Raw genomic sequence first — 12448 nt, 5'->3', positions numbered from 1 at the left:
ACGCGGGCCGCCACGAAGAGCACTTCCCCCCCCCCCTCCCTCCCCCCCCCCCCCCCCCCCCCCCCCCCCCCCCCCCCCCCCCCCCCCCCCCCCCCCCCCCCCCCCCCCCCCCCCCCCCCGCGCCGTGTACGAGCTAGTGCCGCTCCCGGCACTAGGGCGTGTTGCGAAAGTCCCGCCTGGCCCACGACGCCTGGCACGCCCTCCCCCGTAGCTCTTCGGGCACGGGAGGTGCCCCCACGCTGCGTTGTCGGACTCATCCAAGTACGTCCAGTACGAGGATGATCTCCCCCAGCTACCGCTGGGAGGTGCCCCCACCGCCTTGCGATCGCACGCACCAGACGCCGCGGGCCCCACCCTCCGGGCGGACGGCGCTACTTTCGCAACACGCCCTAGACCCGCAGCGGTCCGCCGCAGCGGGCGGCGCCCTCCTTCATCGCGATGAGGTTCGCCACCACGTACGAGATGTTGTTCTTGGAGTGCCAGTCGGTCGGGAAGTAGGTGACCAGACGTGAATTCTGGAACCGGGCCTCGATCTCGGGCACGAACGCGCGGTACTGGTTGTCCGTGTAGTACCAGAAGGAGTTCTCGTTGTAGAAGGCGACGTGCGTCGGGTCCTGGTACGCGCCGCGGCCGTCGGCGCTGGGGGTCATGGTGAGGAGCATGCCCCCAGGAGCCAGCAGCCGGTACAGCTCGTTGATGAGCGGCACCTTCGCGGGCACGTGCTCCAGGAAGTCCACCGCCCGCATCAGGCCGACTGAGTTGTCGGGCAGGTCCAGTTTCTCGGGCAGTGTCGCGACGATGTCGACGCCCTCCCCCGGATACTGGTCCACGCCCAGGTAGCCGGGCGGCTTCCGGTGGGCTGCGCCGAGGTCCAGCGAGAGCAGTCCACGGCGATGGGTCCAGGCGAGGGCGTTGGCCTCGATGTACTTGTCGTACAGGGCGACCGTCTCACGCTGGATGTGGGCGTTGATCTCCGGATCCCGCTGTGTGTTCGCCTTGTGGATCCGCTGGAGGTACAGGCAGCGGGGGATGTGGTGGAAGTCGCCGGCCTGGAAGAGGCGGCACATCAGATCCTGGTCGTCCAGGACCGTGCGGGTGGCGTCGTACCCGCCGACTTTCTCGTAGACGTCCTTGCGGAACGCCCGCACGTGGTTGGGCGCGTACCAGATGTAGGAGACGTTGTGCGGCGTCGGAGCCATGGACATGGCTTCCAGCAGCCGGCGGCCATCGACGGTCACCTCCTCGTACTGCCAGCCGTGCGCCTTGTTGAAGCGGGACTCGTCCCGTCCCCCGTCCTCGGTGATCTGCGCGGTGTTGCTGTAGACGAAGACGGCTTCGGGGCGGGCGTCGAATGCCTCGGCGAGTTCCGCCAGGCACTCCTTCGCCAGCAGATCGTCGTGGTCGAGTTCCACGAGGATTTCTCCGCGGGCCAGTTCACAGGCTCTGCGTTTGGCTGCCCCGACGCCGTGGATGTCGTCTGCGATCTCCACGCGGACACGCTCGTCGGGCCGCTCCGGCCGCCATCTGGCGCCGTTGTTGAGCAGGACGACCCATTCCCAGTCCGAACAGGTCTGCGCCTGCAGGGTCGTCAGGCACTCATCGAGGAAGCGCGGCCGGTGGCTGGGGGTGAAGACGGAGAACCTCGGTGTCGCATTCGACGTCATCTGGTGGTACCTGCCTGGCTCGGGGTCGGTGAGGGGCTTGCGGAATCCTGGAACGGTTCCGGTACGAGGCGGTGCAGTGAGGGGTCGGCCGAAACAGCACGACGGAATGCATCCTGTGCTTTGTCGTCGCGGCCTTCCTTCGCGAGCACCTGCCCGAGGTGCAAATGGGCCGTGGCGGCCTTCGGGTTGACGGCAACAGCTCGCTGCAGAAGCTCGATGGCGCGGTCGGGATCGCTCGACTGGAGCAGCACCGCTTCGTTGTAGAGGGCAGACGTGAACGAGGGATCGATCTTCAGCGCCTTTTCATAGGCCGCACGGGCATCGGCCGTCCTGCGGTCCTGGTGCGCGATGACGCCCAGGTTGTACCAGGCGATCTTGTTGTTCGGATCCAGCCTCAGCACGCGGTTGAAGGTGTCGGTCGCCCCGGCGGTGTCCCGATTCTTCGACTGCTGAATGCCGACCTGCAAGAGCGTTTGCGCCGCCAAGTCCTTTCGAGGCGCTGACGCGGCCCCGGCTTCCGAGGCCACGGGCTGGGACAGAGCGGCCCAGACGGCTGCCCCGGAGGCAACCACCGCCGTTGCGGCGAGCCCTGTCCACAATCGCCTACGTTTCACTTGGTCACATCTCACGGGTTGGTAAGGGATGGGCGATCTGGCTGATGTCAGGTGGCTGACACGAGAGATCCGAGGGAGATACCGACGGGATCGGAGTCCGAACCACCGGCATTGCCAACCAAGTTATGAGGTGGCCGTCATGACGTCGGTGGTCGACAGGGACTCAGGACGTACAGACCACCCGAACGTACGCATCGGAGGCGCAGTTCATCTGAAGTACGGCCCCGGAGTGATCAACTGCGACTGCACCATGCTTGATCATGCGAAGGACGTTCCGGCGGGGGGTACGGGCCGGGCCTGAGGGCCTGCCCGATCGCGCGGCAGCCGAGCCCGGGCCACACTGTTGTGTGGAGGTCTGTCACATGGCACATGACCAGATCCCGGGTATCGATCTCACCGCGACCCCCAGCGGGGTCGGCTGCGTGGAGTGCCTGGCGGGCGACGGACCGGGGTGGTGGTTCCACTTGCGGCGCTGCGCCGCGTGCGGGCACATCGGGTGCTGTGACTCCTCGCCCTCGCAGCACGGTACGAAGCATGCGCGCGAAGCGGGACACCCGTTCCTGACCAGTTTCGAGCCGGGCGAGGACTGGTTCTGGAACATCGACACCGGGCAGTACTACGAAGGCCCGCAGCTGCCGGGGCCCACCTCGCATCCGGCCTCCCAGCCGACCCCGGGCCCCCGGGACAAGCTCCCCGCGGACTGGCAGGCGCAGCTGCACTGACGTATCAGTAGTCGCACTGACGCATCAGACGGGTGGTGGGACCGGCAGGTGCGGGTCGGTGATCCCGCCGGGACAGGCGAGCCCGGCGATGTCCCAGCCTGCGCGCCCGGCTCCGGCCTGGTACGCGCTCTCGTAGAAGGCCAGTACGGCAGCCCGGGGGTCGCTCTCGGCGCGGGCCGCGTCGTACGGCAGCACGGCCAAGTGGCTGCCGCCGCGCTCAGCCCAGCGCGCCGACGCGGGGGTCAGCGGCTCACCGGCCAGACCCGCGGGCTCGGGAGCGGTGTAGGAGTAGAAGGCGGGCTCGGCGAAGGTGTCGTCCCCGAACCAGAAGCCGAAGCTGATCACCTCCCGGGAGTACGCCTCCCGGGTCACCGGGTCGATCTGCCGGGGCTGGTCGGCGGTACGCCCCGAGAACCGGCTGTGCGCGATGTCGAACGTGTGCCAGAAGTGGTGGACCGGGCTGGCCTTTCCCGAGAAGCGGGTCGCGAATTCCTCCAGTACCGACGCCACCTGGCTCAGGACCTGCCAGTAGCGGTTGGCCTGTACGGGGTCGTAGGTCGCGTGCTCGGTGTCCTCGGCGAACGGGCGGGCGGCGTCGGGCAGGTCGAACGGCCGCGGAACGTCGATGCTCACCCGGACGCCCAGCGCGGCCAGCGAGTCCAGGACGGTGTCGTGGAAGGACGCCACGGACTGGCCGAAGAGCGGGAACGAGATCGCCCGGCCGTCGAGCGTCGCGACGATCAGTTGATGGTCGACGAAGTCGAAGTCCATCGTGAAGATCGGATTGCCGTCGATCTGTCCCATGGGGCGGGTGGTGATGCCCCGCCCGGTGAGATGGAACGGGACGTTCCACCAGTGATTGCGCCGGGCACTCGCGGCGAGGCGGATCTTGCCGACGACCTGCGCGAAGCGGTGCAGCGTTTCCTTGGTGTCCCGCCACTCGGCGAGCGGCATCGGCGGGAACAGCTCCATCGCGCGCCCCTTCCTGCCCGGCGCTCTGCCGGACCGGCCATTCCATGATGACCACGCCGGTCATGTGCGGCATCTGGTCGGGCCCGGGACCTCACTGCTCGTCCGCGGCCCTGACCGAGAGGTTGAGCTCGAGATCACGCAGGTCCTTGGTGATCGAGGAGCGGACCTTCCGCGCCATGAGCGGCGCGGCCAGCCGGTAGTAGCCGCCGGTGCCGCCCCGGACGCGGATGCGGGCGAGCGTGCCGTGCACATCCGGGGCGAACGTGTACGTGACGTGCATCGGCATGGGTCCGGCCACGGACACCATGTCCAGCAGCCGCGGCGGATCGTACGCGGTCACGCGGAGCACGTAGTCGATGCGCTTGCCGAGGAAGTACGCGGTACGCGTCACCTCGGCGCCGACCCCGAAACCACCGCCGCCGTCCGCCTCGCGGGTGAGCTCCGCAGTGCGGATGCCCTGGGTCCACTCGTGGTCGTGCCGCCAGTCCATCGCATAGGCCGCAACGCGGTCGGCGGGGAGCGGGATGAGGCGTTCCGCGGTCTCGTCGATCGTCACTCTTTCAGGATTCCTCCCCGTGGCGCCGGGCGCAGCCCGTGCGGGCGGCACACGGCGCGGAGCCGCACGGCGGAACCGACGGGCGGCCGGTGCCGGGTGCCGCACGGAGCGGCCCCCGGCACCGGTGCTCAGGCGCAGGTGAGCCGGGGTGCGGCCCAGTCGGCGTGATCGTAGTCGATTCCGTCGCCGCCGTCCGTGACGACCAGCTTCAGCTCCAGCCCGCCGGTCAGGTCCGCGGTGAGCGACTTCGCCGCGTCCGCGCCGGTGACGCGGCCGCTGTCGGCGACCAGGGTGCCGTCGCGGTAGATCCGGAAAGCGACGGACCCGTTCGTGCCGCCCGCCTCGTCGTCCACACCCACACTCGCGGTGAGGGCGGAGCACCTGCCGCCGAGGTAGTACGTGATCGTCGACGGGGCGTGCGTGCCGAGGCCCTTGGCGTAGGTGGTGCCGCCGATGGTGAGGGCGCGGCCGTCGCCTGCGCCCTGTTCGCCGTTGCTGCGGTCGCGTTCGACCGGGCCCCAGCCGCCTGCCGCCGAGGCCCACGACAGATCGCTGAGCGCGTGGGTTCCGGCGGCCGGGCCGTTGCCGCAGGCCAGCTTCGCGTCGGCCCAGTCCGCGTGGTCGTAGTCGATTCCGTCGCCGCCGTCCGTGACGACGAGCCTCAGTCGGGTACCTCCGCCGAGGTCCGCCGTGAGGTGCTTGGGCGGATCGGTCACTGTGCGTGGTCCGCTGTCGGCGACCAGCGCGCTGTCGCGGTAGATACGGAAGACGGCCGAGCCGCCCGCCGTCGACTCGTCGTCCACGCCCACGTCGACGGCCAGCGACCGGCAGGTGCCGCCCAGGTGGTACGTCACCTCGCTCGGCGCGTGCGTGCCGAGGCCCTTGGCGTAGGTGGTGCCGCCGATGGTGAGGGCGCGGCCGTCGCCTGCGCCCTGTTCGCCGTTGCTGCGGTCGCGTTCGACCGGGCCCCATGCGTTGACCGCGGAGGTCCACGGCAGATCGCTGAGCTGGTGCAGGCCGCTGGGCGGGGTCACGGGACTGCCCGGCGTCACCCGGTACATCACCGTGCCGTGGGCGGGCACCGAGGCGCTGATCGGGCCCGTCGTGGTGCCGGTCTGCTTGGTCCAGAGGTCCTTGAGTGCGTACGAGGACGCGCCGCCCAGACCGATCGCGTCGATCGTGGTCGAGATGGTCCGCGTCGATGCCGTCTCGTTCGTGAGGGTCACCGAACGGCCGCCGTCCGCAAGGGGCTTGGACATGACGACGAGGCCGCCGGAGCTGGAGACGACCGTGCCCTGCTTGCCCAGGGAGTCCTGGTCGACGGCGATGACGTCGGTGTTCTTGAGGATCGCGAGGGTGGCGGGGGAGGCGTTGCGCAGGTCGCTGCCGATGAGCAGGGGCGCCGCCATCTGCGCCCAGAGGCTGAAGTGGGTGCGGTACTCGGTGTCGGTCATTCCGCCGTTGCCGACTTCCAGCATGTCGGGGTCGTTCCAGGCGCCGGGGCGGGCGTAGGGCGCCAGCGCCTGGTTCCGGTGCGCGATGTCGATCATGCTGGACCAGGAGTCGCTGATGTCCCCTGTGGTGCGCCAGGAGTTGCCGACGTCCTGCGCCCACTTCCAGGGCTCGTTCTCGCCCCACTCGCAGATGCTGAAGAGGATCGGCCGGCCGGTGGCCTTCAGGGCGTTCGCCATCGCCGTGTAGCGCTGCCGCGCATCCACGCCCGCGTTGTTGCAGTTGTCGTACTTCAGGTAGTCCACGCCCCAGGACGCGAACAGATCGGCGTCCTGCTGTTCGTGCCCGAGGCCACCGGGGAAGCCCTGCACGTCACAGGTCTTGGTGCCGGCGCTCGTGTAGATCCCGAACTTGAGCCCCTTGGAGTGGACGTAGTCGGCGACGGCCTTGATTCCGGCCGGGAAGCGCACGGGGTCGGGGACGAGGTTCCCGGACGCGTCGCGGGCCGGCAGCGCCCAGCAGTCGTCGATGTTGACGTAGGTGTACCCGGCGTCCTTGAGGCCCTGGGAGACGAAGGTGTCCGCGATGCCCTTGATCATCGCTTCGTTGAACTCGGCACGGCAGTGCGTGGAGTTCCAATTGTTGAACCCCATCTGGGGGGTGCGGGCGAGGCCGTTGTCGGCGGCCGCGGCAGGGGGCGCGGCCGCCACCTGCGCGGTGACGGCGGCGGTGGCGGCCAGGGCCCCGCCGCCGGTGAGGAGCGCGAGCGTGGTCGCGACGGCGGCGAGGCCCCGTCTTAAGGTGTGACGTTCGGCAGGCAAGTGTGGCTCCAGAAGGCTTGAATGGAACACAAACGAACGGGGGCGAACGAAACTCACCACATCCGATAGTGCCTACGGCAGGGACACGTCAAGCCTTCCGGCGCGAAGTGGTCCACCCGTGTCGTCGCCGTCGCTTCGTCGCTTCGTCGCAGCGCACGCCCCAGCTCGGTGCCGATTGCCGTGGAATCAATTGCGGTTGACGCGCCACACTGCGCACGCTTGTCTGTAGCGGTGTCAAACCTTCGCATCGAGCGGATCGAACGGGTGGACGACGATGCCGGGCTTCAAGACTGGCAGTACGTCCACAACCTGATCATCCCCACTCACTTCCTGTCTCTCGAAGACGTGCGTGAGCGTTCTCAGCGCAACCAGCTGGACGTCGCCTATCTCGACGACGTGCTCGTGGGCTGCATGACGGTGCGTCCGCCCATCGACGGGACAACGACGGCCACAGTGATCGCCCGGGTACTCCCCGACCACCGCGGGCAGGGGTTCGGTGGCGAGCTCTATGCGCATGGGCTGACACAGGCTCGAAAGCTCGGCGCCGACGTCATCGAGACGGTGGTCTGGGCATCCAACGTCGACGGGCTCCGGTTCGCGCAAGCGCATGGATTCGTCGAATTCGACAGGTACCTGCTGCCGGGCGACAGTGTGCCCTGGATCGACTTGAGGCTTGCCTGAGTCACTCGGTGGCCGTGCTCAGGCCGGTGCGCGGTGCGGTCCGAGCGAGCTTGCGAGCCGCCGGGGAGCCGGGAAACCGCGCGTGCCTGGCGCGTGCCGGGCCGCCCTACAACAGCAGGACGATGCCGGCAGCGACGCCGCCCACGATCAGTGCGAAGGCCGCCGGGCGCCACCCGCCGTCGCGCCAGGGGAAGCGCAGGTCGAGCGAGAGGCGGCCCGGGCCCAGGGCGGCGATGGAGAGTGCGACGGCGGCGAGCGCCATCGGGAATTCGAAGGCGGCGCCGACCGAGAACAGGCCGCTGTCGGAGGCGAGCACCATGGCGTTGATCATGACTCCGATCACGGCAGCCGCGGCGAGCGGAGTGAGCAGTCCGACTGCCAGGCCCAGCCCGCCGAGGAACTCGGAGGCTCCCGCGAGGCCGGCGAAGACCACGCCGGGGTCGTAGCCCAGGTCGGCGAACCCCTTCCCGGTAGCGTCCAGGCCCGGCCCTCCGAACCAGCCGAAGAGTTTCTGGGCGCCGTGGCCCGCCATGATCACTCCCACCGTCAGCCGCAGCAGGAGCAGGCCGGCGTCGGCGGCGCTCACCTGCCCCGACAGGCGGCCCGCGCCAGGAGTGGTGGCGCGGTGAGAACGCTCCGTGGACGGATTCATCGTGGAGTCACCTCCTGCGCCGACGCCGCGGCCGGGCTGCCGGTGCGGGCGGCCCGAGGCGCCGGGGCGGTCAGGTGGAGCACTGGTGGAACAGTTGTTGTCGAGGCTGATGCGCCGCGCCCTCACCGGGCCACGGACGTGCACGCCATCAACGGATGCGCACGGCACCAACGGAGCCGCACGGCATCAGATGCGCGCACCATCAACGGATGCGCACGGCACCAACGGTGCCGTCACCGCTCTCTGCCCCGGGGCGGAGAGCGCCGATTCACGGCCGACCCCTCACCATTGATACTGCCCCTCCCCGGCAGGGCACGTCCAGGCAGCACATGCCACCACCGAAGAGGCCGAGTTCATGACGTGCACATGAAGGCACCGCGTGCCGGACGCCGGGCCGTCACCTCCTGCTTCCACGCTCACCGGGTAGTCGTCATGATCCCGACACCGAGGAGTGCATCGTGAGCAGGCCCAGCCCCGCCCGGTCGACCACCGTCGCCCTGGGCACGGTCCTCGCCGCGCTCGCCGCGGCGGTACCCGCCGCGGCCGTATCCGCCGAGGCGCGCACCCCTGCCCCCGTTCCACTGCCCGCCGTCACCGCCCGCGCGGAGGCACCCACGCTGTACGACGACGAGGCGGGCGGCAACGCCAACGCCGACGACCCCGCGATCTGGCGCAACGCCGCGGACCCGGGCCGCAGCCTGGTGATCGCGACGGCGAAGGAGGGCGGACTGCGCGTCTACGACCTCGACGCCCGGCAGGTCCAGTCGATCCCGGCGCCTCCCGCGGCCGGGCCGGACGACGCCCCCGGCCGGTTCAACAACGTGGATCTGGTCCAGGGCCTGCGGCTGTCGTCCGGGCGAGCCGACCTCGCCGTGACCACCGACCGTGGCCACGACCGGCTGCGGTTCTACCGCATCGACCGCGGACGGCCCGGCGGCCCGCTCACCGACATCACCGACCCCGCCGCCCCGCCGGTCTTCTCCGCCGGCCAGGACGAGATCAACGAGCAGAAGACGGCCTATGGTCTGGCCACCTGGACCGACCCGGCGAGCGGGCGCTCGTACGCCCTGGTCAGCCGGCGCAACCGCGCCGCCGTCGCCCTGCTGGAAATCCGCGCCGGCGCCGACGGCACCGTCACGTACCGCAAGATCCGCACGCTGGACCTGCCGTCCTCGTTCCGGCTGCCGAACGGCACCTCCTGGACGCCGTGCGCCGAGCCCGGCGAGCAGCCCCAGGTCGAGGGCATGGTCGTCGACCCGGCCAACGGCATGCTCTACGCCGGCCAGGAGGACGTCGGTATCTGGCGTATGCGTGCCGACCTCACCGGCACCCCGAAGCTGGTCGACAAGGTCCGCGAGTACGGCGTCCCGGGTGTGTACGACGAGCAGACCGAGGAATGCGTCGCGGGCGACGACCCGGGCTACGGCGGCTCGCGCCTCGCGGCCGACGTCGAGGGACTGACGCTGCTGACCGAGCCCGACGGCGACGGGTACGTCCTGGCCTCCAGCCAGGGCGACAACACCTTCGCCCTGTACGACCGTGAGCTGGAGGACCGCAACGAGTACGAGGGCGGCTTCCGCGTCACCGCCGCCTCGCCGGCCCTGGACGGCTCCGAGGCGTGCGACGGCGCCGCCGTACTCAACGCGCCCCTCGGCACGAAGTACCCGCGCGGTCTGCTCGTCGTCCAGGACGGCCACGACACCCCGGGCGACGGCGAACGCGAGGCCACCGGTTTCAAGTTCGTGGACCTCGGTGACGTCATGGACCGTATCGACGACTGAGCACTCACCGGGACGAGACCTCTCCCCGTCCCCGTGCGCGACTCCTCCCGCCCTCCGCGAGGGGAGCCGCGCGCGACGGCGACGCCCTGGCAGGTGCCGAACGCAGCGCCTGCCAGGGCGTGTTCGTGAAGGTGGGGCCGACCAGCTCGAAGAGGCCTCCGGGCCGGCCCACCTCGTACCTCAGGATCGGGGCGTCGTGCACGACCGCGTCGAAGTGTCCCTCTTCGAGCGCGGCCGTGGCGTCGTCGAAGGTTCGAAGTGGGCCGCCTTGATCCCGCGCCGTGCCAGCCCGTCGGCGGCGGTGCTGTGGGCGACCGTCGCCACCCGCCGCCCCCGCAGATCGTCCACCGACCGGATGCCCTCCTCCATCCGTTCCACCGTAAGGCCGGCCGTGAGCACCGCGGTGAGCTGCGCGACGAAGAGCAGGCCGGCCACCACCGCGCAGATGACGCAGAGCCGTCCCCACACGGAGCGGGGGGTGTGCGAGGCGAAGCCGAGGGTGGTGGCGCAGATGCCGCCGGAGCCGTCACTGAAGCTGCCGCTCGGACCGAGCGGCCTCCCCAGGACCATGCGAGGGTCAGCCGGTCCGTGGGCCCGGGCCGGGTCCGGTGCGCCGCCCGAGGAGTTCGGCCAGCCCGCGCCGTGTGGCGGCGAGGACGACACGGTCCTCCGGGCGCAGGACATGACCGGGGTGGAGGTCCCACAGCAGCCCGGCGCCCGCCGCGTCGCCGTCGTCCGGGCGGGCCGCGCCGAGATCCGCCCGGCGACCGGCGGGATCCGTCGTGTCCAGGGCGATCACCCGCCATGCACCGGGCCGGAACGCCTCGGCGACGGTACGGCCCTCGAACTGCGGATGCCCCGCGACGTCGAGCGCGGCGAACAGCAGCACCTTGCGCTCGACCGGGATGGCGCCGAGGATCTGACGGCCCATCATCGCCCCGGCGAACGCGGGCGCGGCGAGCGTGGAGACGCTGCGGCTGCGGGTGACCGCGTCGGGGTGGGCGGCCCGCAGGGTGCGGTAGACGGCGGTCGCGAAGTCGTCGTCGTACAGCCGCAGGGCGACCTGCAGATCCGGCTTGACGGTGCGGGCGTACAGCGCCGCCTCCAGGTTCGTGGTGTCGGCACTGGTCAGGGCCAGCAGCGCGTGTGCCCGGTGGATCTTGGCGGCTTCCAGCACGCCCTCCTGGGTGACATCGCCCAGGACCACCGGGACACGGTGCCTGCGCGCGAGCGGGATGCCACGTGCCTCCGGGTCCTCCTCCACGCACACGACCGGGATGTCGAGCTCACGGAGCCTGGCCAGCACGCGGGTGCCCACCTTGCCGAGGCCGAGCAGCACGACATGCCCGGACAGCCCGCGCGGCGGGCGGCGCAGCGCCCCCGCTGTGCGGAACGCGCCGAGCGCCTCCAGCGAGGCGGCCACGAGGAACGGCAGCAGCGCGAGGCCCACCAGTCCGGAGAGGAGCTGGTGCACCTGGCGGGCGGTGGGCTCACCCACGGCAGGGTCGCCGATCCCGAACAGATCGAGGAGCGTGACGTAGACGGCGTGCAGCGGATGGTCGCCGGTGGTGAGCCAGGAGGTGACGGCCAGCGCGACCACGGCCGCGGCGACACCGGCGAGTGCCCAGCGCAGCCGCCGCGAGAAGATCTCCCCGAGCGGGGCGCCGCGACCGGCCAGACGGCGGGGCGGCACCTGGGGTCCGGCGTACGCGACGGTCTCCAGGACCATGGCCACCCGGCCGGGGGAGGCGGCGACCGTCGCGTCGTCGGGCAGCAGCAGGGGCCCTTGCGGGACGTTGCCGCTGTCCGGACTTCCCGTGGATGCGGGGCCGTTGGCGTTGGGTGACAACAGGGCGAGCGTGAACGGACCGGGGCCCGGGGCTTCGCCGGACCCGGACGATGTACGCTCCGCCGCACGCAGCAGCAGCCCGCCGGCCTGGACGACCTTGCTCGTGCCGGCCACCGCGGTGGCCGCCAGCGCGGGCGCTGCCGTGTCCGCGTCGGACAGCACGGTGGTGGAGCCCTCCAGCTCGGCGCGGTCGAGACCGGGCATCGCGACCACCGCGGCCTGGTCGAGCAGCTCCTCCAGGCGCTGGCCCAGCTTGCGGTTGTAGAGCCGGATCACCAGCCGCAGTTGAGGATTGAGCCGACGGGCGGCCAGGGCGGCCCTGATGTTCGTCTCGTCGTCGTCGTACACGAGGGCGAGCGCCGCGGCTCGCTCCGCGCCTGCCTGCCGCAGCGCCTCCTCCGTCGGCTCGGCGGCCTCCATCTCCTGGACCGGGAGCAGGAATTCGCCGCTTGAGCCGACATCGTCCGCGCCGCCCGGCCGGTTCATCGCGGCGGACACCCGCCCGAAGAGCGCCGAGGCGCGCATACGGCTCGACGCCGCGGCCGGCTGCCGGCTCGCGGAGGCGCGGGAGGGCGGGACCAGGAGCGTCACCCGCTCCCCATAGACGTCGTGCAGTTCGGCGGCGAGGCGGGTGGCCAGTGCGTCGTCGCCGCAGACGATCATCTGCCCGGCGGGTACGGCGTG

At 70.9% G+C, this 12448-nt stretch carries 11 protein-coding genes; 3 read left to right on the top strand and 8 right to left on the bottom strand.

Annotated features, from left to right (window positions below; translation table 11 throughout):
• Nucleotides 1-389: 389 nt before the first annotated feature.
• Both ACZ6ZQ_RS35495 and ACZ6ZQ_RS35490 read right to left on the bottom strand, forming a co-directional pair.
• Nucleotides 390-1664, bottom strand: a complete 1275-nt coding sequence (locus ACZ6ZQ_RS35495) for a glycosyltransferase (RefSeq protein WP_469772646.1) — start codon at nucleotides 1662-1664, stop codon at nucleotides 390-392.
• A complete protein-coding gene (locus ACZ6ZQ_RS35490; RefSeq protein ID WP_469772645.1) occupies nucleotides 1661-2149 on the bottom strand; it encodes a tetratricopeptide repeat protein in 489 nt (162 codons plus the stop codon). The genes ACZ6ZQ_RS35495 and ACZ6ZQ_RS35490 overlap by 4 nt, the downstream gene beginning before the upstream one ends.
• Before the next feature lie 491 nt (nucleotides 2150-2640).
• Here ACZ6ZQ_RS35490 and ACZ6ZQ_RS35485 point away from each other — a divergent pair, with 491 nt between their 5' ends.
• Nucleotides 2641-3000 (top strand): UBP-type zinc finger domain-containing protein, encoded by a 360-nt coding sequence (locus tag ACZ6ZQ_RS35485; RefSeq protein WP_469772644.1) that lies wholly within the window; start codon nucleotides 2641-2643, stop codon nucleotides 2998-3000.
• Between the two features lie 24 nt (nucleotides 3001-3024).
• On the opposite strand, the gene ACZ6ZQ_RS35480 is transcribed toward ACZ6ZQ_RS35485, so the two are convergent.
• The 3 genes from ACZ6ZQ_RS35480 to ACZ6ZQ_RS35470 all read right to left on the bottom strand — a co-directional run bounded on the left by ACZ6ZQ_RS35480 (nucleotide 3025) and on the right by ACZ6ZQ_RS35470 (nucleotide 6801).
• Nucleotides 3025-3972 (bottom strand): DUF5996 family protein, encoded by a 948-nt coding sequence (locus ACZ6ZQ_RS35480; protein WP_469772643.1) that lies wholly within the window; start codon nucleotides 3970-3972, stop codon nucleotides 3025-3027.
• 91 nt (nucleotides 3973-4063) lie between these two features.
• Nucleotides 4064-4528 (bottom strand): SRPBCC family protein, encoded by a 465-nt coding sequence (locus tag ACZ6ZQ_RS35475; RefSeq protein ID WP_469772642.1) that lies wholly within the window; start codon nucleotides 4526-4528, stop codon nucleotides 4064-4066.
• Between the two features lie 128 nt (nucleotides 4529-4656).
• On the bottom strand, nucleotides 4657-6801 hold the full coding sequence (locus ACZ6ZQ_RS35470) for an NPCBM/NEW2 domain-containing protein (protein ID WP_469772641.1): 2145 nt from the start codon (nucleotides 6799-6801) through the stop codon (nucleotides 4657-4659).
• A gap of 219 nt (nucleotides 6802-7020) precedes the next feature.
• Here ACZ6ZQ_RS35470 and ACZ6ZQ_RS35465 point away from each other — a divergent pair, with 219 nt between their 5' ends.
• Nucleotides 7021-7482, top strand: coding sequence for a GNAT family N-acetyltransferase (locus ACZ6ZQ_RS35465; protein ID WP_469772640.1), 462 nt, complete (start codon nucleotides 7021-7023; stop codon nucleotides 7480-7482).
• A 106-nt stretch (nucleotides 7483-7588) separates the two neighbouring features.
• Here ACZ6ZQ_RS35465 and ACZ6ZQ_RS35460 read toward each other — a convergent pair whose 3' ends face one another.
• Entirely contained in the window at nucleotides 7589-8134 is a 546-nt protein-coding gene (locus ACZ6ZQ_RS35460; RefSeq protein ID WP_469772639.1) for a DoxX family protein, read from the bottom strand.
• A gap of 458 nt (nucleotides 8135-8592) precedes the next feature.
• On the opposite strand from ACZ6ZQ_RS35460, the gene ACZ6ZQ_RS35455 reads away from it, so the two are divergent.
• Entirely contained in the window at nucleotides 8593-9915 is a 1323-nt protein-coding gene (locus tag ACZ6ZQ_RS35455; RefSeq protein ID WP_469772638.1) for a phytase, read from the top strand.
• 180 nt (nucleotides 9916-10095) lie between these two features.
• Here the strand turns inward: ACZ6ZQ_RS35455 and ACZ6ZQ_RS35450 are convergent, their stop codons facing one another.
• Together ACZ6ZQ_RS35450 and ACZ6ZQ_RS35445 are read right to left on the bottom strand one after the other, a co-directional pair.
• Nucleotides 10096-10485, bottom strand: a complete 390-nt coding sequence (locus tag ACZ6ZQ_RS35450) for an ion channel (protein ID WP_469772637.1) — start codon at nucleotides 10483-10485, stop codon at nucleotides 10096-10098.
• 7 nt (nucleotides 10486-10492) lie between these two features.
• Entirely contained in the window at nucleotides 10493-12427 is a 1935-nt protein-coding gene (locus ACZ6ZQ_RS35445) for a potassium channel family protein (protein ID WP_469772648.1), read from the bottom strand.
• Nucleotides 12428-12448 lie beyond the last annotated feature (21 nt).

The organism is Streptomyces sp. NPDC053673 (genome assembly GCF_055585225.1).
The sequence above is the reverse complement of the archived record's forward strand: the minus strand, read 5'-3'. Positions and strand labels throughout refer to the sequence as shown.